This is a genomic window from Devosia sp. J20-27 (assembly GCF_055808595.1).
On the sequence record NZ_CM147875.1, the window covers coordinates 79,258 to 100,672 of the forward strand.

Below are 21,415 nucleotides of genomic sequence, written 5' to 3' on the forward strand. Positions count from 1 at the left end.
TTTCTTCTCCATCTGTTCTGACGCTGAGGTAGTCAGCTTCGCTGACCGTTGCGACTTAACGTTTGGAGAGCTGGATTAAGTTGCTGCAAGGTAACGTCGCTCAAGGTCAAACAGATGAGTTAATTGGGCAAGGTCGTGGAGTGCGACGGGCCCCCAGCCGCGCCACTGTTCATGAGCTGTAGAAGTGCTGCAGACGTTAGCTCCGACCCCTTCAGTTCCCCGCAGATGGTGCCACGATAGAAGACGAGCACACGGTCACACCCCCTCGCCAATTCCTCCGGATCCGTAGACAGGTACACCACGGTGGCACCATCTGCCGCGGCTTGCCGGAGAAGGCCGTTGATCTCTTCGCGAGCGCCGATATCGACGCCACGAGTTGGATCGTCGAGCAGGATAGTGGAGGGCTGACAGTCGAGCCACTTCGCCAGAACGACTTTCTGCTGGTTGCCACCGGACAGCGAGCCTGCCGGTTGCAAGACCGATTTGGCTCGGACACCAACTCGAGCAGCGAGCCTGGCAGCGCGGTCGCGAAGGGCAGGCATGCTCAACCAGAAGCCGTCCCGCGCCATGCCAACGGATCGAACTTGAACCACGTTCTCCCAAATGGGCTTGTCGAGCATCAGGCCTAGCTTCCGACGATCTCCGGAGACGTAGGCGACACCCCTGTCGATTGCCTGGCGCAGGGACCGAGGACGCGGCTTTCGCCCAGGGAGCTCGATCGTACCGCCGGAGATGTCAGAGATGCCCGCGATGGCCGCAAGCATGGCTTCCGGACCGGAACCGGCCAAACCCGCGAGACCAACGACCTCCCCCGCCTGTGCTCTGAAGCTGACCCCCTTCAGGCCCGATTTGGTGTGGACGTCAGCAACGACGAGTGCTTCCGGCGAACCACTCTTGATGGCGGTGGACGCCCTTGCGGACGAGACGGGCGTCGAAGATAGCGAGGTTGGCCCATCATGCTTTCCGAGCATCTCGTCCACGATCTGACGCATACTAAGGTTGGCTATCTTGGCCCCGCTTACCACGACATGCCCATCGCGCAGGATGGTGACTTCGTCGCAGAGGCTCATCACTTCCTCGAGGATGTGCGAAACGAAGACTACGCCGACATTTCGCTCCCTCAGCACTCTTAGGATTTTGAGGAGCCGGTCGCTGGCTCCCGTCTCAAGAGCAGAGGTCGGCTCGTCGAGGAGGAGTACCTTAGGCTTGGAGACCAAAGCCTTGGCAATTTCCACGAGCTGGCGATCTGCGAGCGAGAGCTCAGCGACCGGTTTCGTGAGGGGATGCGCTATGCCCAGCTCTTCAAGCACGGGAAGAGCAAGGGCACGCATCTGCCGACGATTGACAAAGGGGCCTAAGCGCGGCTCCCGCATCGGAAAGAGGTTGTCGAGAATATCGAGGTGAGGGAAGAGACTGAGCTCTTGGGCGACCACAGCAACGCCGTAGGAGACGGCATCGGCGGTACTGCGGAAGCGAACCTCCGAGCCGTCCAGTTCCAGCTTTCCAGCGTCCGGTCGCACGGCGCCGGTCATGATCTTGACCAACGTCGACTTCCCAGCGCCGTTCTCCCCGAGCAGTGCGTGTACACTGCCCGGCCGTACGGCAAAGTCCGCGCCTTTTAGCGCCACAACTCCACCGTAGGCTTTCCGAACGCCCTTCGCCTCGAGTGCGATCATCGAACTAGCCTTCCCGGCTTATTGCGGCGGCCAGGGACCGACGATGTACTTGTCGGCGTTGGCAAGGATGTCGTCACCGACTGGCGCAAGCGCTGCGGCGACAGTTTGAGCGTTTTGCTGCCGTGCAATCACCGCATCGATGTTCTCGGCGCTGACGATCTCGCCCGGCACCAGAAGTAGACCCTGGATGAGGTCGGTGCCGTTCGCCTTTGCATTGGCTAGCGCTTTGGTTGCGAGGTATCCGCTGAGCCAGTGGCCCGGCGACATGACGAAGTCCACGGAGCCATACTTGACGGCCTGCAAGTTGCCCGCCTCGAGGTCGAAGCCGCCCGAAGGAAGGTTGAAGCCAGTGCGCTGGGCCAGCAGACCCCAAGCAGTGGCGTCCTGGGCACTGGGAGCCAGTACGGCCACCGCATCCGGATTGGACGCCAGCAGACCCTGCCACGCGGCAAAGACCTCAGCCGACGAGGCACTGACGCCGTTAGTCGCTACTGGCCCGACGATCTTGAGGTCGGGACGCAGCTCCGTGATCTTCTTGATCATGCCAGCGACACGCATGTCGAGCGGCGGGACACCCACACCGGTGTCACCGATAATAACCGAACCCTTGGCATCTGCCGGCACAAGTGAGAGCACCTTCTCGGCGAGCTGGGCCCCGATGCCTTCGTTGTCAGCCGTGATGAACAGGCCAATGCCAGATCCTTCGGGCGGCGGGGCGTCGATCGCCACCATCGGGATGCCCGAACCGGTGGCATCGGCTGCTGGACGCGACATCGGGCCCGAGGCGAGGCTTTGAAGAACGATGCCGTCTTTCTGGGTCTGCGCGATGGGACCGAAGAGGGCGACCTGTCGTTGCGGGTCACCAGTGTCCGGCGCCGCAGTAAGCACATGCACCTTCGGGTCCAGTTCGGCCACGGCCTTCCCGCCGTTGGCCATCTGAACAAAGGCGTCGGTCTTGGTTTCCCAGTAGACGAAGCCAAGCTCAACTGTAGCGTCCTGCGCAAACGCCATGCTCGAGCCCGCCAGACCCACAGCCAGTGCTGCCGCAGCTACGGACAAGCGGCTGACGAAGCTTCTATTCTCGTGTCGCATCAATGCGTCCTCCTGTTGATTGTACGTGTTGCCCACCGCCAGGCGATGGATCGTTCCGAGTGGGTTAGTTCTGCTTTGCCGCGAGGCGACGCTGGCGCTGAACAAGCCCGTCCACCGAGACCGCTCCAAGGATGACCGCGCCCGTCGCGAACTGCGCCCACGTGGCCGGTATCTGGAAGTAGACGAGACCGACGGCGACGGCGTTCAGCAGGACCGCGCCGACTATGGCCCCAAACACAGTGGCTTTACCGCCAGCGAGTGGCGTACCGCCGATCACAGCCCCAGCAACCGCAAATAGCTCAATGCCACCGCCACTCTGCGGATCGCCGACCGTGAAGAATGCGAGTGCGACGATGCCCGCAACTCCCGACATGAAACCTGCAAGCACGAAGCCAATCGTGCGGGTGCGGCGGACAGGGATACCCGAGAACTGTGCGGCATCCGGGTTGGAGCCAATCTCGCGTACCCGGTAACCAAAGGGCGTGTTCCGCATCACGACAGCGAGGACGACCCCAGCAGCTACCATCAGAATGATCGAGGCAGGTATGCCGAAGAGTCGCCCCCCACCAAGGATCGAGATAATCGGGTCCGACATCGGAACACCCGTCACCTGAGTGCCGCCTGCGAGTGCTAGCGCCAACCCGCGGAGCATCCAACTCATGGCAAGGGTGCCGATCAGCGAGGGGATACCGATTACCTGGCTGGTGAAAGCGTTAAGCAGACCCACGCCCATCGACATGCCCAAGGCCAGTATGATCGACAGGATCGGCGCTAGACCAGCCCGCATCAGCAGGGCGGCGACAATCCCCGTGAGCACATAATTGCCACCCACCGAGAGGTCGATTTCATTCTGTGGAATTAGGAACACCAAGCCAGCGGCAATCAGAGCAGCGTAGACGGAGCTCTGCACAACGTTGATCAACTGGGTCGGAGCGAGGAAATTGGGATGAAAAACGCCCACGATCCCAACAACGAAAAGCAGTGCAAGCACCGCACTTGACCAGTCCGCAGTTACCAGTCGACGGATCGACCATGGTGCGGGCGCCGCGAGATCGGACGGCTTTTTGCCCTCGGTGGCTGCATCTGTCGTCAAGTGTGACCTCCCGGTGACCACGTCTAGTGGTGAGCCGATGGGGCATGTCCGTGCCTGGTCACCTTTCGTGAGCTATTCCTCGCAAGTGCTTGGGCGCGGGACCATTCCGATCCTGCGTCGCCGTCATAAGTTCTAGCTATAGGCAGGCCCGAGGCATGCTGGGTCGAGGCCGCTGATGATCAGCGATCGTGATCTCAGCGCTAGCCGGCTACTACCGCCTTGAGATCGTCGATGAATTCGGCCTGCGCCTTTGTCGGCAACCAGCCAGAGCGCACCGTCAGGCCTATCGGTCGCCCGGAGCCTGTCAGCTCATACGGGACTTCGCGGATAGACCCCAGGTCGACCTCTGCGGCCACCTGTAGCCGCGAAATGCATCCGAGGTGGTCCGAAACTCGAAGCAGCTCCCTCATGAGGATCATCGATCCCGTCTCGACCAAACTCTTTGGCGGCTTCCCGTCAGCGAAGAGCTTGTCGAAGTAGCGTCGTGTCGGGGTGGATTCCGTAGCAACCACCCACGGGTACTCGGCTAGTGCCTCGAAGCTGATGGTCTTCAATCGCATCAGAGGATGGTCGGGACGAGCAACGATCGCGAGGTTGTCGTCGAAAAGTACCTGCTGCTCGATATCGCCGATCGGCGCCGGATCGCGAAGTGCACCGATCAGGAAGTCCACCTCGCCACGGCGCAGTCCGACCATGAGGTCGTCGTACGGACCGTCTAGGGCCTTCACTTGGAGCGTGGGTCGTCTGGCTCTGAAGCGAGCTATCGTCCGCGCGAGCAGATAGGATCGCGACAAGGGCATTGCACCGACGACAATGCGACCCACCTCACGGCCATTCAGCTCTGCAAGGTCGGCCTCTCCTTGCGCGAGTTCGGCAAAGGCCAACTGAGCGGCCTGCGCTAATGCCAGAGCAGGTCTAGTCGCGATCATCCCATACGCAGTCCGCTCAAAGAGAGGACGTGCTGCCTCCTGCTCCAGTTGGGTGACCGCCCGATGTACCGTGGGCTGCGCCAGTCCCATTCGACGGGCAGCGAGCGTAAAATTCTCGGTCTCGCACATAGCAACCAAAGCCTGGAGCTGTGCAGCCGTCGCGGTAACACGAAGCCTTGGTGCCAAGTCCGTAAGAACAGGGTCCAGGTAGCCAAAGGCACGATTTACTCGAGCGATCAGCACCGCGCCTGCGGCCGTGGCGAATAGCCCCTGCGCCGTACGCTGGAACAATGGGCTTCCCGCCTCGTGCTCGAGCTTGTTGATTGCTTGTGTGACCGCCGGCTGCGAGACATGGCACAGTTCCGCCGCTCGGGTGACCGAGCTCGTCTGACCCACAGCTGCAAAAACCCGCAGATGGCGGAGATTGGCAATCACCTCAATGCCTCCAGTAGGCTATCAAGCTGGCTCGGCAGGTCTGCACCTTCTGTCTGCAACTCACCGATTTGCAACTGCCACTCCGCAGTAGCGCTGGAAATCCGATCCGGTATGTCGAGCTCTCGGAGGGTAGCGGCGACCTCGCGCATCTCAGCAGCACGGCGAACACCATGGTTCCGCATGCGCTCCAGATTGTAGCTGCTACGGGCTACCCAATCGATGCCGGGATCCGACCGTTGGAGCGACGCCAATACGGCCTGCTCAACGCCGGCACGACGGGCGCCAAGTAGGCACTCGGCAGTTAGCGCCTCAAGACCTTTGATCATCACGGACCGCAGCATTTTGATTGAGGAGGCATCGCCTACATTGGCCCCTACTACTGCTGGTGCCATCCCTAGGTGAGCCATAAGCGCCTCCGCGGCCTGTGCGTGCGGCCCGGCAACGAGCATCGGTGTCTTGTGCCGTTTCGGATAAATCGGCGCCATAATTGCGAGGTCAACATACCGTCCACCGACCGCCTCGATATACGACGCCGCCGACCGCTTGGATCCCGGCGAACACGAATTGCCGTCAAACCACAGAGTGCCCGGCCTCAGGTGAGGCGCTGCGGCTTCTGACGCGGCTACAGCCTGGTCGGCCGTCACGAGGCAGAAGACTGCCTGGCTAGAAGCGAGTGTCTCGGCCAGGTAGAGGCTACCTTTGATACCCGCATCGTTCCACGCCTCCCATATGGAGGAGCGGGTGTCAGCGTTATCAACCTTTATGTCGTAGGACAAAAGATCAAGCCCAAGTCCCTCCGACTGCCAGCCCGCTGCGACGGCCCGCCCTGCTTCGCCGAACCCGACTATGCCAATGCGATCAATTTTGCTCATGTGCTCCTCCGCAACCAGAGCAACATCTGCTGGGAATGGCCCCGCTTGCCAGTGGCTATAGCTCAAACTTATCGCCGGTGTCCTGCTTTCAAATTGGCTTCGACACCTCTGTCCGGCCAGATCGCCTGCAAACACCGGGAGGTCCCATGTCGGACGCGAAGACTGCTCTTGTGATTAGCGCCCATGCGGCCGATTTCGTTTGGCGCTGCGGCGGCGCCATCGCGCACCATGCTGAGCTTGGCTACCAGGTGACAGTTGTTTGCTTGTCGTTTGGCGAGCGGGGAGAGTCTGCCAAGCTCTGGAAGCTACCCGACATGACCATCGAAAAGGTCAAATCCGTGCGACGCGCCGAATCCGAACGAGCAGCCGAAAAGCTTGGGGTTCACAACCTCATCAGCTTCGACTTGGGCGACTATCCCCTGCGCATGAGCGAGGAGGACAAGTTCCGGCTCGTCGATGTCATTCGCGACGTACAGCCCGCATTCATGCTGAGCCACTCGCACTACGACCCTTACAATACCGACCACATGTATGCCACGCAGGTAGCGCTTGAGACGCGGAGCATTGCGCAGGCCTGGGGCCACAATCCCGGCCAGAAGGTCCTCGGCGCACCGCAGCTTTACCTGTTCGAGCCCCATCAGACCGAGCAAATGAACTGGAAGCCGGATGTCTTCCTGGACATCACCTCGGTCTGGGACAAGAAGAGGGCCGCCATTGAGTGTATGGAAGGCCAGGAACATCTCTGGGAGTTCTACACCCGGGTCGCGCAGAACCGGGCAAACCACTTTCAGCGCAACTCCGGCGGCCAATCCGGTGGACGTGCTGCCAAATATGCGGAAGGCTTCCAGTCGGTCTTCCCGCGCACAGTGGACGAGCTCTAATGCCTCTTAGCTTCGATATCGCTCACCTGGCCCATGTCGAGATGTACTCCGACAGGTTCGATGAGAAGTCTCGACTTCTTCATTCGAGTCTACGGCCTCACTTTGTCGGCCCAGGACGAGAACTCTGCCTACCTGCGGGCCTGGGACGACTACGAGTTTCATACGCTCAAGCTTACGCGGCATCACACTACCGGTGTCGGTCACATCGCCTACAGAGCCAGTTCGGAAGAGGCGCTCCTCCGACGGGTCGCGGCCATCCAGGCGAGCCGGTTCAAATCATTGGGCTGGGTCGATGGTGACCTTGGCCACGGAAAGGCGTTTCGTTTCGAAGATCCGTTTGGCCATACGTTCGAAATCTACTGGGATACCAAGCGCTATGCCCCGCCAGATGCTGAGCGCCCTGCCCTCAAAAACCTGTCGCAGCGGTACCACGGCCGGGGCGCCGCCCCACGCCGCATCGACCATCTGAACCTACTTGCCGACGACGTCAGCGAGTTTCGTGACTTCATGGAGACGTGTCTGGGGTCGCGTGTGACTGAGATGATCCAGCTGGACAACGGCCGGGTCGGCGGATGCTGGTTCACCGTAAACAACAAGGGATACGACCTCGCCTGCACCGAGGAGCATGGCGGGATGCGAGGACGACTCCATCACGTCACCTACGCAACGGATAGCCGCGAAGACATTCTTCGCGCGGCCGACATCTTCCTCGAGAACGGCATCCACATCGAGCAGGGTCCGCACAAACACGCGATCCAAGGAACGTTCTTCCTCTACGTGTGGGAGCCTGCCGGCAATCGTGTGGAGCTCGCCAATGCAGGAGCTCGGCTCATCCTTGCACCCGATTGGGAACCGATCGTCTGGACCGAAGCAGAACGCAAGAAGGGGCAGGCCTGGGGCCTGAAGACCATCGAAACGTTCCACACCCACGGCACACCGCCCAACCCCAAGAAGAGCAGCTAATGAGCGTCGTCGTTCAAAACATTGAACGTGCAGCCGCCGCCACGATCGAAGGCCTGGCAAAGGCCGGTGTTGCGACTGTTCACGAGTTGCAGGGTCGGATCGGAATGCTAGGTAGCTTCATGCGGCCGATCTATCCTGGCGCTCAGATCGCCGGTAGCGCAGTCACCATTTCCGCACCACCCGGAGACAACTGGATGCTGCATGTCGCCATCGAGCAACTCCGCGAGGGGGACATCCTGGTGCTTGCCCCAACCTCCCCCTGTGACAACGGCTACTTCGGCGATCTTCTCGCGACCTCGGCCATGGCACGTGGCTGTCGAGGCCTGGTGATCGAGGCTGGTGTGCGAGATGTGCGAGACCTCACCGGCATGGGCTTTCCAGTTTGGTCGAAGGCCATTAGCGCCCAAGGAACCGTCAAGGAAACGTTGGGCTCGGTCAATGTGCCGATCGTCTGTGCCGGCGCCCTGATCAATGCGGGCGACGTGGTTATTGCCGATGACGACGGCGTTTGTGTTGTCCGTCGCTCGGACGCCGACAGAATCCTGACGGCCGCAAACAAGCGGCTGGAGGCCGAGGCGGCCAAACGAACGAAGCTCGCCGCCGGAGAACTCGGGCTCGACATTTACGATATGCGAGGCAAACTGGCTGACAAGGGTCTGAAATATGTCTAGCGCGGGCATCGCCTGCACGTGGATGCGTGGCGGAACGTCGAAGGGTGCATACTTTCTGTCGAAGGACCTCCCGGGCGATACCAAGCTCCGGGATGCCATCCTCCTACGCGTGATGGGCTCCCCCGATGCAAGCCAGATTGATGGTATTGGCGGAGCGGACCCGCTGACATCAAAGGTTGCGATTGTTGGCCCAAGTTCACGACACGACGCCGACGTCGACTACCTGTTTCTACAGGTATTCGTCGATCAGGCACTCGTGTCGGATGCTCAGGGTTGCGGCAACATCCTGGCGGGCGTTGGCCCATTCGCAATCGAGCAAGGGCTCGTACCGCCATCAAAGGGGGCGACCCCTGTTCGAATCCATATGGTCAATACAGGCGAGGTCGCGACTGCTCGGATTTCTACGCCCGAAGGCGTGGTAAACTATGCCGGTGATGCCGGCATAGACGGTGTCCCTGGCACTCATGCGCCGATCCCACTGCTCTTTCAGAACATTGCCGGTTCGATGAGCGGCTCTCTTCTTCCGACCGGAAATGCGGTGGACGTCATTGACGGTGTGGATGCGACCCTGATCGACAACGGAATGCCATGCGTGATCCTGAGGGCGGCCGATCTTGGCGTTACCGGCAAGGAAAGCCGTGACGATCTCGACGCCAATGTTGAGCTCAAGGCCAAGCTGGAGAGCATTCGCCTTAAGGCCGGACCACTCATGAACCTGGGCGACGTGCGGGAAAAGTCAGTCCCAAAGATGACCTTGGTGTCGGTCCCGGCCGGCGGCGGCGCGATCTCGACCCGGAGTTTTATTCCTCACCGCTGCCACGCATCTATCGGGGTTTTCGCGGCTGTAAGTGTTGCGACAGCATGTGTCATCGACGGATCGCCGGCCGCTGACCTTGCCGACCTCCCCTCGGATGGCCGCCGATTCCTAATCGAGCACCCCACCGGCTCAACCGAGGTTCTTGTCGAACGCGATGCCGAAGGATCCGTTGTGGCGGCAGGGATGCTGCGGACAGCACGCAAGCTGTTTGAAGGGCGAGTCTTCGCCTAACGGTGGTGCGTCCATTGGCGCACCCTCAGGACGCCGACTTCCCAGAAATTCTTGGCATTCTTCGGAGGGGGATTAGGAAGGGTCGCTCAGTTACGTCGGACAGCTGCAGGGTGGCGAATGGGCTCCGGACCACCAAGCTCGATGCGAAGGTCCTCGGGAGCCAGTACTATCCGATCCGTGAAAAGCCGGAAGACGTCAACCGCCTGGTTGAAGAAGAGCTCATACCCGCCTACGAAAGGTGTTCCCCCTCTTCTCGCCTGCTCTGCAAATGTCGTCTGGAGCGGAGTGTAGACCACGTCAAACGCCCACGCCTTTTCCGCAAGGCACTCGTCGGGCACCGGCGATCCCGGATAGCCGGTCATCCCGATCGGAGTACAGTTTACAACCCCATCGGCAATTCGCCCGCCGTGCTCAACGGCGACGAAAGTTGCATCGACATGAGCTTGTTCGCGGAGCGCGGCCGCCACTGACTTCGCTCGCGATTGGTCATTATCAGCGAGTAGTATCTGCGTTGCTCCAAGGCGAGCCAGACCGAACGCCACCGCCCGTCCTACGCCGCCGGCACCGACGACCAACGCACGGCCCGGAGACCGGTCGCAGAAGCCCTGGCGAAAGGCGGTCATGAAACCACTATAGTCGGTGTTGAACCCACTCGGGCCCCTCGGCCGGAACAGAACCGTATTGCACGAGCCGATGCGGGCCACGTCTGGGTCGATGCTTTCAAGGAACGGGAGGACACGTTCCTTGTACGGGTAGGTGATGTTCAACCCAGTGAACCCCTCGAGTCGGCACCGCTCGATAACCTGCTCGAATGACTCGCCACGCTCAGCTGGAACAATCAATTCATAGGAGACGTCAAGCCCAGCTTGTCTGCCCGCGGCAGCGTGGAATGCCGGCGACTGGGACAGCCTGATGTTGTCTCCCACCAGCCCGAGTCGAACGCGACTGACGTTCGAGGTCATGCCGCGGTCGTTTCCACCGAGCCGCCTAGGAATAGACGACCTACACGGGGATCAGTGAGCAGCGTGGATGCCCTGTCGTGCATCCTGGTCTGGCCGAGTTCAAGCACCAGACCAAAATCGGAAATAGCGAGGGCTGCCTTGGCATTCTGCTCCACCATTAGAACCGTGACACCTTGATCGCGAAGTCGCTGCAGGGTGACGAAGACTTCCTGGACGAGGTTGGGTGACAATCCAATCGATGGTTCGTCGATGAGAATGAGCTTGGGGTCCAGCAGAAGGGCCCTCGCGACCTCGAGCTGCTTCTGTTGACCACCAGAGAGTTCGATGGCCTTCTGATTGCGCCGTTCGCGCAACATCGGGAACTGCTCCATCACCTGGTCAATGCGGCGGCGGACGAGCGCCTGGTCTGGCGAGGTTACCCCACCCAACTCGAGATTGTGCCAAACCGACAGCTGTGGGATCACATTGCGTCCCTGCGGAACGTAGGTCACCCTTCGTGCAATCATCTGCGCCGGGCTCTGCCTTGTGACATCGGTCCCCTCCAGCAGGATTTGCCCGGACTGGATCGAGAGCAAGCCGAAGATGGCCTTGAACACGGTGGATTTACCCGCGCCGTTGGGACCGATCACAGTGGTGATCGAACCCCGCGGAATTTCACAGCTGACTCCGTTCAGGATGGTGATCTTCCCGTAACCGCCGTAGAGGTTCTTGAGTTCAAGCATGTCCGCCTCCAAGGTAGGCGTCGATCACCTTTTGATTGTTTCGGACTTCGTCGGGCGTGCCTTCGGCAATGATTGTCCCTTCGGCTAGGACGATGATCCGCGAGCACAGGGCCATGACAAATTCCATGTTGTGTTCAATCACGACGAAGGTGGTCCCATGCTCTTTGTTGTAGGCGACTAAGCGATCCTTCAGTGCCCCAAGCATGGTGAGGTTCACGCCGCCCGCAGGTTCGTCGAGCAATACCAAGTCAGGCTCGGCCATGAAGGCCATCGCAGCGTCGACTAGTTTCTGCTGGCCGTATGAGAGCGAGCCCGCCATCTGATCGCGCAGATGGGTGAGGCGGAAAAATTCGATCATTCGATCCGCATCTGCGGTGAGCCCGGCATCGGGTTTGCCAAAAAGGCGCCCAAGCAACGAGCCCCTGTGTTCCTGGCCGGCTAGGATGATGTTGTCGAGGACGGACATCTGGGGGAAGACCGAGAGCTGCTGAAACGTCCGACCCACACCCAGACGACTGAGTTGATTGGCCCGCCTGCCGAGAACGGGCTTCCCCTTCACCTGGACGGTGCCGCTGTTGGGCAGAAGCTGCCCCAGGATGCAGTTGAACAGGGTGGATTTGCCCGAGCCATTTGGACCGATTAGGCCAAGGATCTCGCCGCGCTTCACCTCGAAGCTCACGCCGTTTACAGCCTGGATCGCTCCGAAGCGCTTCGTGATGTCGGAGACCGAAAGCAAACACTCGGCGCTCATAGCTGTGCTCCCTGCTTGAAGTCGGCTCGTACCTCGGTTCGGGGGCGAAAGCGGTTGACGATGCTGCGGCCCAGACCAATGAGACCCGAGGGACAGAAGACCATCAGGACGATGACGGCTGCTGCATAGATCATGAGGTAGTAGCCCTCTGTGAAGCGCATCAGCTCGGGCAGTATGATGACCACAGCGGCTCCCAATAGCGGCCCGAAGAAGAACCCTGCGCCACCCACAACCACCATCAGCAGGATGCGTAATGAGTGCCCGACGGCGAATGAACCGGGCTCGATGAACTGAACGAGCGGCGTGATGAGAGCACCCGCGATGCCGCCGTAAGCAGATCCGATCGCAAAGGCGAGCAGTGTAATCGTGCGCGTGTCCAGCCCCAGACTTTCAGCGCGAATGGGATTCTCTCGAAGGGCCTTGAATGCCCTGCCCCACGGGGACCTGACGATACCCCACATCACGATCGCAGCCAGTAGGAAGACGGCCAACGTGAAGTAGTAGAATGGCAACTGGCGGCCGGTTTCAAAGCCGAAGAAGCTGGGGCGAGGCATACCGCTCAACCCATAAGTACCACCCGTTAGCCAGTCTTCGTTGCGGGCTACGAGAAACACCAGCGTGTTGAAGGCAAGAGTGACGAACGCGAGGAAGTGCCCCTGTACCCGGAGTGCCGGGAACCCCAGCGCAAGACCCACAGCCAGGCAGATTAGGATCGACGCGGCCAACCCCAATATCCAAGGCAGCCCGGCAAGTGTGATCAACGCAGTCGTGTAGGCACCGATGGCCATGAACGAAGCTTGAGCGAGCGAGATCTGCCCTGCATATCCAAGCGTCAGGTTGAGCCCCATCGCGGCGATGGCAAAGATGAGCCACGAACAGAGGATGTAGGTGATGTAGTTGCCCTGCCCGACCGGAGCCAAAAGCAGGAACACTAGTCCGACAAGCAGCGCCGCCGGTTTGACAAAGCGGGGCATCAGACCTTCCTTCCTTCTGACGTTCCAAGCAGTCCTTGCGGCCGCCAAAGGATCACCGCGATCAGAAGCACAAGCGGGAGTGCCGCGCGGTATTCGGCCGTCACGTAGGTCGCCGTAAGGTTGTCCAGCACACCGATTAGGAGGCCGCCCACCAAGGCGCCGCGGATCTGATTGAAGCCCCCAACGATGGCAGCGATGAATGCGACGATGCCTAGGGTCTCACCATTGGAGAATTTAGCGAGGTAGAGCGGCGATATGAGGAATGAGGCAAGCGCTGCCAGTGCGGCGTTGATTAGGAACGTATAAAGGACCATCCGCTTCACATTGACGCCAAGGATCTGTGCAACCGCCGGGTTCTGCGCCGTGGCCTGCATGCAGCGTCCTGTACGAGTGCGATTGAGGAACAACGTCAGGCCCACGACCACCAGGAGAGAGGTCACAAGGTTGAGGATGTCCTGAACAGAGATGATCGCGCCCAGCACGTTCATCGTGTTCTGGGGGAATATCTCCGGAAAGGGCTGGGCCTCGGCTCCGTAAAACTTCTTGGTGCCCTCCTTGAGCAGAATGCTCAGTGCCATTGTGGCGATGACAAGGGGCAGACCAAGGTGGGCGCCCATCGGCTCGACGACCACTTTTTTGAAGAGCAGACCGAGGATCAGCACGGCCACCAGCAACCCGAACGCGAGCGCGAGCCAGAGTGGGAAGCCGAAGACGTGAATGGCTATGAGAACGAAGAAGGCCGGCAGCATGACGAACTCGCCTTGTGCGAAGTTCACCGTTTGGGCGGCTTGCCACAGAAGTGTGAAGCCGATGGCGGCCAAGGCATATATGGAACCTGTGGCGAGCCCCGAGAGCAGCACTTGGATGAATTGGGACAACTGGCTGCCCTCCGTCAGATGAGTGGTCGACGCCTCCGAAGAGGCGCCGACATTGTCAGTTCGCCGGCACGGTGCCGATGACGACCTGCTTGCCGTCCTTCACTTCGGTCATGAAGCTCTCGCGGGACATTTCGCCTTTGTCGTCCCAAGTGGTCGTGAGCAGCATTCCCGGATAGGTTGCGACGTCGAGGGTGAGGTTGTGGAGCTTGTCTGCAAGCGCCTGTCGGTCGATCGACCCGGCAAGTTCGGTCGCATACTTCACCGCGTAAACCGCAACATAGCCTTTGATGCCGTTGTGGTCGGTATCACGGCCATACTTGGCCTGGAACTTCGCGGCGAACTCCTTGATCGAGGGCACGTCGGCGCCGGTGGTGAGACCCACGTGAGCGAAGGCGCCGTTGGCTGCATCGCCGGCGAGGTCAATCACCTTCTGCCCGGTCAATGTTACTTCGCCGACCAGCGGGGCAGAGAGGCCCTGCTTCTTGGCCTCCTTGAGGAAGCGAGCCGACTCTTCTTCGTTGAGATAGACGAAGACGGCTTCGGCGCCCGACTCCTTGAGCTTGGAAACGTCGGCCGCGAAGTCGGCCTGGCCCTGCTCACTTGGCACGTCGGAGACCACTTCGATGCCTGCCGTCTCCATCTCCTTGATGAAGACATCGTGGCCGCCCTTGCCGAACTCATTGTTGACCCAAGCGACACCGATCTTCGTCACCTTGAGGGTGTCTTTGAAGTAGACCGTCAGGCCGGGCACGCCTTTGGCGGCACTCGACGAAGTCCGGAAGATGTAGGGGTTGCCCTGAGCAGTGATGTTGGGCGCTTCCGAGCCAGTGAGCTGAGGCACGCCGGCCTGCTGCGCGACCAACATGTTGACGACCGTAGACCCTGAGAACACGGTGCCGATGATCGCGTAGGCACCGCCGTCGATCGCCTTCTGTGCGAGCGCACGGGATACCTGAGGATCCGACTGCGTGTCGTAGTCGGTCATCTCAATTTGGCTGCCGAGGATGCCGCCGGCCGCGTTGATTTCGTCGATGGCAAGGTGGGCGCCATCACGGTAGTTGCTGCCCGACACAGCGCCGGGTCCTGACAGTTCGCAGAGACATGGCAACTGGATCTTGTCCTGCGCGGCTACCTGCCCAGCAGACATGGTGAGCGCAGCGGCGGACAACACAGCCGCAAAAAGGAACTTACGCTTATTCATATTCGTCCTCCCTTAGTCACCGGCTCGTGCCGGGATTGGTTTTGCATCATGCGTAGAGTTGGGATGGGTTGGTGCTGAAGACCTGCGTGGGCTCGACACCGGCAGAGGACAGCCACCCCTCGGTGAGCTGTCGAAGATCGGAGATGTGATGAGGTGAGGCCTGGCCGACATGTGGCCAATTGCTTCCGAACAGCACCCGCCCTGGGTTGCGGCGCAGCAGTTCCAGAGCAAGGCGCTCGGCCTCCGGCCAACCCGGACGGCTGCTCAGTTGGTAGGGCGCCGATATCTTGACCCACAATCGACCACTGTCGATATGGCGATAGAGGTTAGAGAAGTCAGCGATCTCCGGCGCAGGCGAGCGCCCGACATAGCCAAAGTGGTCGAGCACCACGGGCACTTCGACCTTCGCCATAACCTCATCAAGCACCTCACCTTGTGTGCCGTTGAGAAACGCCGCAACGTGCCAGCCAAGATCTTTGAGGTCATTCCGGAATGGCTCGAGCGTATCCAGACCGTTGCCACCGCGACTTACAAGGTTGAGGCGCAGACCCCGCACTCCGGCGTCACTCAGAACCCGCAACTCGTGGTTGCTTGCAGAGGCAGGCGGAGCAATCACCGCCCGCGATGTATGCCCGCTCCGCTTGACCTGGGCGATCTGGCAGGAGTTGTCGTACCCGTAGATCGACGGCTGGACCCACACCACGCCACGGCAGCCGGCCTCAGCCGCCTCGGCCTCGTGGGCTGCCGGTTTCACGACAGGCGTAGCATACGCGGCATCTGGAACGGATGGGTACTCGTCGGCAGGCCCGAACGCATGCGTGTGACAGTCCCACCATATTGACGTTGTTGTCGTCATGCGCCGGGCGTCTTGGCGCGGATGTCATCGGACAGGATGGTACGCAGTTCCTCGGTAACCACGGGAATCTGGCCAAACCAGCGAGTGAAGCCTGCGACGGCCTGATGCATGAGCATGCCCAAACCATCGACGGTTCGATGCCCCTTTGCCCTGGCGGCCTTCAGCAAGGCGGTATCGAGGGGCACGTAGACAACGTCACAAACCACGGCCGACTGGCGCAGCGGTGCCAAATCGATGTCGATCGGTGGCTGCCCTACCATCCCCTGACTGGTGGCGTGGACGAGGAGATCAGTACTCTCCAGGGTAGCAGTCAGCTTATCGATCTCGGCGACGGCGACCCCAGCGCCAAAGTGCGCAGCAAGCCTGTCAGCCTTGTCTCTCGTCCGATTGCAGAGAGTGACGCGTAAACCACGCTCGAGCAGAGCATAAGTCGCGGCGCGAGCGGCCCCTCCCGCACCGAGAATTACCGCATGGCTAGCGCCGCTATCCCAACCCGGAGCGCGGTCGTCCAAGTTGTGGATGAAGCCTATCCCATCAGTGTTGCCACCAACCAGATCATCGCCTTCCCGCCACAGTGTGTTGACCGCGCCCATCGCCCTCGCCGCATCGTCAATACGCGAGAGAAACGGCACGACCGCTGACTTATGCGGTACGGTAACATTGCCACCTACCCAGCCCTCAGCTCTGAACGCGGCGAAGAAATCGGGGATACCGTCGGGCGGAACGTCAAGCCGATCGTAGGTTCCATCGATGCCCAGCTTGTCGAGCCAGTACCGATGCATCATTGGCGAGCGAGAATGGGCGATGGGGTGGCCCATTACGAATGCACGTGGGGACGAGGTCATTTGCTCGTCTCCTTAGGCAAAGCGGTATCAGCGATCGTCAACTTTCCCTGTCGCTGATCACGAGCAACCGGCCTGAAGTCATAGGTCGCGTAGATTTCGGTCCTGAACGCGCCCCATGCCGTGCCCTCGATGGAGCGGTTCACTTCACGAAGCCGGTGCGCGGGGAACTTCAAGGTGACGACCTGACCGAGGCCCATCATCACGTACCAGCTGACCACCTCCACGCCCTCAGGAGGAAACTTCCCGAAGTAGTCCTGCTCCGCCATCTGTTCCTGAAGCTCGCTGACGATGCGGGTCTGGTCATGGCGCAACACGACTGTCAGCAGCAGAAGATCGCTCGGGGGATTTGTCGTAGCCTCCGTCACGGCAGAAGCTCCGACCGTAGTTGCCCGCGATAAGCAACGGCGCACTTGGCGACAGATTCAAATGGTCGAAACACGCTCTATTCTCCCCCGCCCTCCTCCATGAGGGCTTAGGGAAGCTCGCAGACAGCCCCCCGTGCGGCCATTTCAATCTTGCAGCGAGGGTATAAGTTCGAGCTATTGGATGTGGCTGTGCCTCATGCCTCCGCGTAAGCTGCTCCTGTCGATATCAGCGGCCGCCTTCGAAGCGGGAGTGGCCAACTAACAGGGCATTTCGAGATCGGGGCTGGCGAATAGCGCGTGCTTATGGGCCGGGCCGAAACCGAATTATCCCGGGCATATCGACGTCGATAGCCTTCCTCATCCGCCTCGACTTTCCGGTGGCGGCCGTTTCGGGGAGGATCAAAGTGAGTGACACAACCAAGCGACCCATGAGGGGTCTGGTGAAGATGTGCGCCCTCTGGGGCGCTACGCTAATGACAGTGAGCCCCATGCAGACACTTGCCGCCGGTGCGTTCGATGATGCGCTACGCCTCAATCCGAATTCGTTTGAAACGTTGAACGTCAACGTCGACGGCAGACCGCTTGAGGTTCGGCGTTATGAGACGGTCTACGTAGGCAAGCCGATCCAGATGGCGCCCGTCCAGCCGTCGAAGGGTGTGCCTCCAAACGGGGCTCCTGACAACGGCCAGGGCACGCCACTCGCTGATCCCCTCTCGTATCACAAAGTGATCATCTACGTTCCCCAAAGTGCGTACGACAATCAGCAGACTGCGATCATCCTCCATGTGTCTAACAGCGGATGGTTCGCCAGCCAGGTGACCGACAAAGTCGAAGCGGGGGGTGCCTACTCCAGCACCAGCAACGACGATCCTATCGGCAAGGCCCTCGAGGCCGGATATGTCATCGTGAGTGCCGGCACCCGTAGTCGCGGCGCCTTGGCAGCGGACGGGACCTTCGCGGGTAAGGCGCCCGCCGCCGTTGTCGATGCAAAAGCCATCATTCGCTATCTTCGTCTGAACGACGACGTGATCCCAGGTAGTGCTGAGCGGATAGTCATTACCGGTACCAGCGGCGGTGGAGCGCTCTCTGCCGCTGTTGCGGCCAGTGGGAACAGCCCGGCGTACTTCCCGTATTTGGCCGAAGTCGGCGCGGCTGGGATTGCGGCTGATGGCACCAGCAGCCTCGCAGACGATGTTTTCGCGACGATAGCCTATTGCCCGATCACAGACCTTGGCAATGCGGACATTGCCTACGAGTGGCAATTCGCATCGGTCCGATCTGAAGCCAACACGACCCAGGGTGACTACACGGATGTTGCCAGAAATGCTTCGTCCACTCTCGCCGCCGCCTACCCCGCCTACATTGAAAGTCTTGGGCTCAAGACCGAAGACGGCAAAAACCTCGACGCCGATGCCATGGTGGAAGCAATCGTCGCTGCCGTCCGCGAAGAGACCGAGGCCATGATTGCGTCGGGCAAAAAGATTCCGGCACTTGGAGAGAGCTTCTCGCTGACCAATCGCGGGCAGACGACCGATGTGATCAACGACTGGCTCGACGTCACCGACGGCAAGATCGTCAGCATCAATTATGAGAAGTATCTTCGGTTTGTAACCACCGCTTCGCAGCTGAAGATCGTGCCGGCATTCGATACGACCGCCAACACGGACCACTCAGGTCTCCGAGGTGAAAACTCGCTGTTCGGCTCCAACGCCCTCCCCTACAGCAACTTCACCGAGTACGGCTGGACCAACAATCAGGTCGCCGGGGATGGTTCGGGCAAAGACGATACAGGAATGGACTGGGCGACGGCCTCCAATAGCGAGTCACTGTTGGGCGCCCAGCTGCGGTTGATCAATCCGTTCGAGTTCCTGAACACGGATGCCGACACGGCGCCGAATTGGTACCTGCGTCACGGCATGGTTGACCGCGACACTTCATTCGCCGTGGAGTTGGCACTTTATCACGCGGTCTTCAATGACCCGTCGGTCCAGGATGCCAACTTCAAGCTGACTTGGATGCGCCCCCACAGCGGCAACTACGACGTGCAGGAAGCTTATGCCTGGTTGGCCGAGAAGCTTGCCGCCGCGGGGAAGCCCTAGGCGTTCCGTGGGGCCGGCAGAGTATGCCGGCCTCATTTCCAGTCGATGTGCGGCTGGTCTGGTTCACCCTGCATTTTGCGCAGCAGACCTTCTGCGATCCGCGGTGGATCGTATGGCATCCGAGACAGCGAGACGATGTGCGCTCGCGACCTTCCAGCTATTAGGCACGACTGCCTGACCATGGCCTCGTTCATGCGGCGAACGTCAGGAGGGTCGATATGTTCCAGATGGACGCCCTTGGTCCTGCAGTAGCCGACCGCTATGTCCGGAGCTATTGGCATGAACTGGACCCGACGCGCCCTTGCACCCTTCCCGCGTGCACTGATCATTGCACCCGTACTCATTTCGTCACCTAGGATGAAGGAGGTCCGCGGTGGCGCGACGTAGATCGCTAGCCCTCGACTGCGGAGCTCGGCGAGCAATTCGTCGGGCATAGGGTGTATTTGCGATGCGATTCGCGCATTATTCATGATCCTTAGGGCGTCCTCGGGGTCCTCCTGCCACGCCCGTTGATGCTCTGCCCACTCCGCCTCCGTTGCGATGCCCTGCATTACAGAAAGCAGGTCGTCTCGGGTGAGGAACCGAGAGTGCCAAGCGACGGTGCGTTTCTGTGCATGGTAATTGTAGACGTGCCAGAGGTCCCAGTAGCCGGGATCCAGAATTGGCGTGCCACCATGGCGCACAATGTGGAGAAACTGTCGGATAAACGGGGCCGCCAGAGACTCAAGGCGACCGAACCAGTACTCGGTCGAGAAGTCGCGTTCGCCGTTTTCATCGATCATTGTGTAGAGGTTTTTCTCAACGAAGAGGTCCGCCGGCATAGCGCTAATGACCTCGGCGACTGGGGCTCCGCGCCGCCAAAAGTAGAGCCCTCCACGCTCATTCGTGAAGTTTCGTAACACCATCCGCGGGATGTAGTGATGGCGATGAGGTTGTCCGTTGGACGTCATGGCCAGGCCCTGTGAATCCAAGATCCGACTGAGTCGACACTACCAATCAGAACGCGTGATCCCTTAATGCAACGCTGCTCGAGCAACCCGGCTCTTAGACCGATCGGTCTACCCCTCGTCGTCTCGGAGAAGATCCGCGGCGGTGCAGCCCAATGCCCTAGCTAGCTTGTCGACGATAGTGATGGATGGGTTCCTGACTCGGCGCTCAATTCCGGACACGAACGTCCTGTCGACCCCTGCCATATCCGCGAGGGTCTCTTGGGACACTTTCATGCGGCGACGGGCGGCCGCCAAGTTTTTGGCGAGGACTTCTTGAATTTTCTCCACGCCTCCCATAAATCGCATTGTGGACTATCGGCCCACGGACGATCGTCTACATTCGTGTGCCAACTGACACATTTCTGGAGTGATGGATGTCTCGCGCCCTTGCTGGTTTGGTTGAAGTGAACAAGACCTTCATGTCCCTCGAACACGAGATCAACGCGGCCCTAATGAACACCTTTCTAGCGGTCGCCCTTTGGGGCACGGATAGGGAAAGCCAAGACCCCCTCACCATCGCCGATGTGGCCTCGAAGGTGGAACTGCCGGCCAGCACCATTTCCCGGCACCTGCGTTACCTGGGGCGGAAGCGCCGTACAGGTGTCCCCGGACTGGGTTTGGTGGAAGTGTGGGCGGTGGAAGAGGATGCTCGCTGTAAGGCCGTGAGCCTCACCAAGAAGGGCATTGAGCTGCGGGATACGCTGCTGGCCGCTGCAGACCTGCGGCACGTGCCTTATCGGGCCGCTGCCAGCTAGCAGTGACTACCAACCCATAGAATCAGGGTACGCTGGCGTCGGTTTCGGAGGGTCAACATGCTGCGCCAGACCGCATGCGATGCCATCGCCCAAGGCAAGTGTCTCCAGGTTAGTTACGACGGCTTTTCTCGGGTAGTAGAAGTCCACCTGGTAGGACAGACAACGGCAGGTAACGACGCGATGCGGGTGTTCCAAGTGCGCGGCGGTAGTGAAAGCAATGAACGGACCGGGTGGAAGCTACTCCGGTTGGATGAGGCTCGTGGCGCGACGATCCTGGACGAGGCCTCCCACGCTCCACGCAAGGGTTACAATCGCAACGACACGCACATGTCCCGAATTTTCGCTCGCATCTAGCTGG

The 21,415-nt window shown here is 60.3% G+C and carries 22 protein-coding genes and 1 pseudogene; 7 read left to right on the top strand and 16 right to left on the bottom strand.

What is annotated here, in order from left to right; translation table 11 throughout:
• Positions 1-119: 119 nt before the first annotated feature.
• The 5 genes from AC0L4C_RS00380 to AC0L4C_RS00400 form a co-directional block, all read right to left on the bottom strand.
• Positions 120-1,676 (bottom strand): sugar ABC transporter ATP-binding protein, encoded by a 1,557-nt coding sequence (locus AC0L4C_RS00380; protein WP_473401530.1) that lies wholly within the window; start codon positions 1,674-1,676, stop codon positions 120-122.
• An 18-nt stretch (positions 1,677-1,694) separates the two neighbouring features.
• Positions 1,695-2,873 carry a sugar ABC transporter substrate-binding protein gene (locus AC0L4C_RS00385; RefSeq protein WP_473401531.1) on the bottom strand — a complete coding sequence of 393 codons (1,179 nt, stop codon included), beginning with the start codon at positions 2,871-2,873 and terminating at the stop codon, positions 1,695-1,697.
• Complete coding sequence (locus AC0L4C_RS00390; protein ID WP_473401532.1) at positions 2,833-3,861, bottom strand: ABC transporter permease; 1,029 nt, start codon at positions 3,859-3,861, stop codon at positions 2,833-2,835. The genes AC0L4C_RS00385 and AC0L4C_RS00390 overlap by 41 nt, the downstream gene beginning before the upstream one ends.
• 200 nt (positions 3,862-4,061) lie before the next feature.
• Entirely contained in the window at positions 4,062-5,231 is a 1,170-nt protein-coding gene (locus tag AC0L4C_RS00395) for a LysR family transcriptional regulator (RefSeq protein WP_473403569.1), read from the bottom strand.
• Positions 5,222-6,097 (bottom strand): NAD(P)-dependent oxidoreductase, encoded by an 876-nt coding sequence (locus AC0L4C_RS00400; RefSeq protein WP_473401534.1) that lies wholly within the window; start codon positions 6,095-6,097, stop codon positions 5,222-5,224. The genes AC0L4C_RS00395 and AC0L4C_RS00400 overlap by 10 nt, the downstream gene beginning before the upstream one ends.
• Before the next feature lie 146 nt (positions 6,098-6,243).
• Between AC0L4C_RS00400 and AC0L4C_RS00405 the strand changes: the two genes are divergently transcribed.
• The 4 genes and pseudogenes from AC0L4C_RS00405 (at position 6,244) to AC0L4C_RS00420 (ending at position 9,660) form a co-directional block, all read left to right on the top strand.
• Positions 6,244-6,978 (top strand): PIG-L deacetylase family protein, encoded by a 735-nt coding sequence (locus AC0L4C_RS00405; RefSeq protein WP_473401536.1) that lies wholly within the window; start codon positions 6,244-6,246, stop codon positions 6,976-6,978.
• Positions 6,978-7,941, top strand: a pseudogene (locus tag AC0L4C_RS00410) (VOC family protein). The gene AC0L4C_RS00405 and the pseudogene AC0L4C_RS00410 overlap by 1 nt, the downstream one beginning before the upstream one ends.
• The gene (locus tag AC0L4C_RS00415; protein WP_473401537.1) at positions 7,941-8,612 is read left to right on the top strand and encodes a 4-carboxy-4-hydroxy-2-oxoadipate aldolase/oxaloacetate decarboxylase; all 672 of its coding nucleotides are present in this window, start codon (positions 7,941-7,943) and stop codon (positions 8,610-8,612) included. The pseudogene AC0L4C_RS00410 and the gene AC0L4C_RS00415 overlap by 1 nt, the downstream one beginning before the upstream one ends.
• Positions 8,605-9,660 carry a 4-oxalomesaconate tautomerase gene (locus AC0L4C_RS00420; protein ID WP_473401538.1) on the top strand — a complete coding sequence of 352 codons (1,056 nt, stop codon included), beginning with the start codon at positions 8,605-8,607 and terminating at the stop codon, positions 9,658-9,660. The genes AC0L4C_RS00415 and AC0L4C_RS00420 overlap by 8 nt, the downstream gene beginning before the upstream one ends.
• An 86-nt stretch (positions 9,661-9,746) precedes the next feature.
• Here the strand turns inward: AC0L4C_RS00420 and AC0L4C_RS00425 are convergent, their stop codons facing one another.
• From AC0L4C_RS00425 to AC0L4C_RS00465, 9 genes are read right to left on the bottom strand one after another with little or no spacing between them, the layout of a single operon-like run.
• Complete coding sequence (locus AC0L4C_RS00425) at positions 9,747-10,622, bottom strand: shikimate dehydrogenase family protein (RefSeq protein WP_473401539.1); 876 nt, start codon at positions 10,620-10,622, stop codon at positions 9,747-9,749.
• On the bottom strand, positions 10,619-11,344 hold the full coding sequence (locus AC0L4C_RS00430) for an ABC transporter ATP-binding protein (RefSeq protein ID WP_473401540.1): 726 nt from the start codon (positions 11,342-11,344) through the stop codon (positions 10,619-10,621). Before AC0L4C_RS00430 ends, AC0L4C_RS00425 begins: the two co-directional genes overlap by 4 nt.
• Complete coding sequence (locus tag AC0L4C_RS00435) at positions 11,337-12,095, bottom strand: ABC transporter ATP-binding protein (RefSeq protein WP_473401541.1); 759 nt, start codon at positions 12,093-12,095, stop codon at positions 11,337-11,339. Before AC0L4C_RS00435 ends, AC0L4C_RS00430 begins: the two co-directional genes overlap by 8 nt.
• Positions 12,092-13,069 carry a branched-chain amino acid ABC transporter permease gene (locus tag AC0L4C_RS00440; protein WP_473401542.1) on the bottom strand — a complete coding sequence of 326 codons (978 nt, stop codon included), beginning with the start codon at positions 13,067-13,069 and terminating at the stop codon, positions 12,092-12,094. The genes AC0L4C_RS00435 and AC0L4C_RS00440 overlap by 4 nt, the downstream gene beginning before the upstream one ends.
• Positions 13,069-13,947 (bottom strand): branched-chain amino acid ABC transporter permease, encoded by an 879-nt coding sequence (locus AC0L4C_RS00445; RefSeq protein WP_473401544.1) that lies wholly within the window; start codon positions 13,945-13,947, stop codon positions 13,069-13,071. Before AC0L4C_RS00445 ends, AC0L4C_RS00440 begins: the two co-directional genes overlap by 1 nt.
• Positions 13,948-14,002: 55 nt before the next feature.
• Complete coding sequence (locus AC0L4C_RS00450) at positions 14,003-15,148, bottom strand: ABC transporter substrate-binding protein (protein WP_473401545.1); 1,146 nt, start codon at positions 15,146-15,148, stop codon at positions 14,003-14,005.
• A 46-nt stretch (positions 15,149-15,194) separates the two neighbouring features.
• Positions 15,195-16,004, bottom strand: coding sequence for an amidohydrolase family protein (locus AC0L4C_RS00455; protein ID WP_473401546.1), 810 nt, complete (start codon positions 16,002-16,004; stop codon positions 15,195-15,197).
• A complete protein-coding gene (locus AC0L4C_RS00460) occupies positions 16,001-16,849 on the bottom strand; it encodes a shikimate dehydrogenase (protein ID WP_473401547.1) in 849 nt (282 codons plus the stop codon). Before AC0L4C_RS00460 ends, AC0L4C_RS00455 begins: the two co-directional genes overlap by 4 nt.
• Positions 16,846-17,214 (bottom strand): hypothetical protein, encoded by a 369-nt coding sequence (locus AC0L4C_RS00465; RefSeq protein WP_473401548.1) that lies wholly within the window; start codon positions 17,212-17,214, stop codon positions 16,846-16,848. Before AC0L4C_RS00465 ends, AC0L4C_RS00460 begins: the two co-directional genes overlap by 4 nt.
• A gap of 488 nt (positions 17,215-17,702) precedes the next feature.
• On the opposite strand from AC0L4C_RS00465, the gene AC0L4C_RS00470 reads away from it, so the two are divergent.
• The gene (locus AC0L4C_RS00470) at positions 17,703-19,313 is read left to right on the top strand and encodes a subtype B tannase (RefSeq protein ID WP_473401549.1); all 1,611 of its coding nucleotides are present in this window, start codon (positions 17,703-17,705) and stop codon (positions 19,311-19,313) included.
• Positions 19,314-19,345: 32 nt separating this feature from the next.
• Here AC0L4C_RS00470 and AC0L4C_RS00475 read toward each other — a convergent pair whose 3' ends face one another.
• Entirely contained in the window at positions 19,346-20,263 is a 918-nt protein-coding gene (locus AC0L4C_RS00475; RefSeq protein ID WP_473401550.1) for a DUF4238 domain-containing protein, read from the bottom strand.
• A gap of 108 nt (positions 20,264-20,371) precedes the next feature.
• On the bottom strand, positions 20,372-20,608 hold the full coding sequence (locus AC0L4C_RS00480; protein ID WP_473401551.1) for a helix-turn-helix domain-containing protein: 237 nt from the start codon (positions 20,606-20,608) through the stop codon (positions 20,372-20,374).
• 68 nt (positions 20,609-20,676) lie between these two features.
• On the opposite strand from AC0L4C_RS00480, the gene AC0L4C_RS00485 reads away from it, so the two are divergent.
• Positions 20,677-21,057: a hypothetical protein gene (locus tag AC0L4C_RS00485; RefSeq protein ID WP_473401553.1), complete on the top strand. Its 381-nt coding sequence runs from the start codon at positions 20,677-20,679 to the stop codon at positions 21,055-21,057.
• 57 nt (positions 21,058-21,114) lie between these two features.
• A complete protein-coding gene (locus AC0L4C_RS00490; protein WP_473401554.1) occupies positions 21,115-21,411 on the top strand; it encodes a hypothetical protein in 297 nt (98 codons plus the stop codon).
• The last annotated feature ends 4 nt before the right edge of the window (positions 21,412-21,415 follow it).

What these genes read in the sequence shown, in the direction of transcription:
- AC0L4C_RS00485 (WP_473401553.1), top strand. Translation starts at nt 20,677, where the DNA reads ATGTCTCGCGCCCTTGCTGGTTTGGTTGAAGTGAACAAGACCTTCATG.
- AC0L4C_RS00415 (WP_473401537.1), top strand. Translation starts at nt 7,941, where the DNA reads ATGAGCGTCGTCGTTCAAAACATTGAACGTGCAGCCGCCGCCACGATC.
- AC0L4C_RS00470 (WP_473401549.1), top strand. Translation starts at nt 17,703, where the DNA reads ATGCAGACACTTGCCGCCGGTGCGTTCGATGATGCGCTACGCCTCAAT.
- AC0L4C_RS00440 (WP_473401542.1), bottom strand. Translation starts at nt 13,069, where the DNA reads ATGCCCCGCTTTGTCAAACCGGCGGCGCTGCTTGTCGGACTAGTGTTC.
- AC0L4C_RS00475 (WP_473401550.1), bottom strand. Translation starts at nt 20,263, where the DNA reads ATGACGTCCAACGGACAACCTCATCGCCATCACTACATCCCGCGGATG.
- AC0L4C_RS00380 (WP_473401530.1), bottom strand. Translation starts at nt 1,676, where the DNA reads ATGATCGCACTCGAGGCGAAGGGCGTTCGGAAAGCCTACGGTGGAGTT.
- AC0L4C_RS00400 (WP_473401534.1), bottom strand. Translation starts at nt 6,097, where the DNA reads ATGAGCAAAATTGATCGCATTGGCATAGTCGGGTTCGGCGAAGCAGGG.
- AC0L4C_RS00430 (WP_473401540.1), bottom strand. Translation starts at nt 11,344, where the DNA reads ATGCTTGAACTCAAGAACCTCTACGGCGGTTACGGGAAGATCACCATC.
- AC0L4C_RS00435 (WP_473401541.1), bottom strand. Translation starts at nt 12,095, where the DNA reads ATGAGCGCCGAGTGTTTGCTTTCGGTCTCCGACATCACGAAGCGCTTC.
- AC0L4C_RS00405 (WP_473401536.1), top strand. Translation starts at nt 6,244, where the DNA reads ATGTCGGACGCGAAGACTGCTCTTGTGATTAGCGCCCATGCGGCCGAT.
- AC0L4C_RS00490 (WP_473401554.1), top strand. Translation starts at nt 21,115, where the DNA reads ATGCTGCGCCAGACCGCATGCGATGCCATCGCCCAAGGCAAGTGTCTC.
- AC0L4C_RS00460 (WP_473401547.1), bottom strand. Translation starts at nt 16,849, where the DNA reads ATGACCTCGTCCCCACGTGCATTCGTAATGGGCCACCCCATCGCCCAT.
- AC0L4C_RS00420 (WP_473401538.1), top strand. Translation starts at nt 8,605, where the DNA reads ATGTCTAGCGCGGGCATCGCCTGCACGTGGATGCGTGGCGGAACGTCG.
- AC0L4C_RS00450 (WP_473401545.1), bottom strand. Translation starts at nt 15,148, where the DNA reads ATGAATAAGCGTAAGTTCCTTTTTGCGGCTGTGTTGTCCGCCGCTGCG.
- AC0L4C_RS00455 (WP_473401546.1), bottom strand. Translation starts at nt 16,004, where the DNA reads ATGACGACAACAACGTCAATATGGTGGGACTGTCACACGCATGCGTTC.
- AC0L4C_RS00480 (WP_473401551.1), bottom strand. Translation starts at nt 20,608, where the DNA reads ATGCGATTTATGGGAGGCGTGGAGAAAATTCAAGAAGTCCTCGCCAAA.
- AC0L4C_RS00425 (WP_473401539.1), bottom strand. Translation starts at nt 10,622, where the DNA reads ATGACCTCGAACGTCAGTCGCGTTCGACTCGGGCTGGTGGGAGACAAC.